Here is a 491-nt window from a genome sequence, read left to right on the forward strand (position 1 = left end):
CTTGGTTTCTGCTCTGGTGTTGCCACATTTGGCTCCACAACCTTCGAGCTGCCAGCTTGTGCTGGTGTGCCCGTTTGCGGCGCGTTCCCTTCTGCGTTCACACTGCCCTTCGATGACGGTGCCGTGCTTGGCGATGGCGTCGAAGAGGCTGGTATGCGATCGCGCATCTCATAGCCCATCGTCTCACCATTGCTGTCGACGCGTGTTGGACGGTAACCTGGGTTGCCATCAACGCTCGCGTTGCCCGCGCTGGTGATCACTCGAGCTGGCGTCTTCACTTCTGGCCAACGCTTCGCCGGACCCGACGACGCTTGCTCTGACTCTACCGACGGTACGCTCTCTCCACTTTCGTGTGTTGGGGTCGCCCCTCCCGCTAACGTTGGGATGCTTTCGCCCGCGGCATTCTTGTCGTCTGCCGTGTTTGGCTCACCCGTTGCCGCGTCCACACTCGGTGTCGATGCTGGCGTACCTACACCGGAATCAGTGCCTTC

1 pseudogene is annotated in these 491 nt (G+C 60.9%); it reads right to left on the reverse strand.

The features are described from left to right. Positions 1 to 491 (reverse strand): annotated as a pseudogene (locus tag UF05_RS26360) (hypothetical protein); the annotation flags it as partial.

This window comes from Vibrio sp. S457-15 (assembly GCF_000960545.1).
GTDB lineage: Bacteria > Pseudomonadota > Gammaproteobacteria > Enterobacterales > Vibrionaceae > Vibrio > Vibrio parahaemolyticus.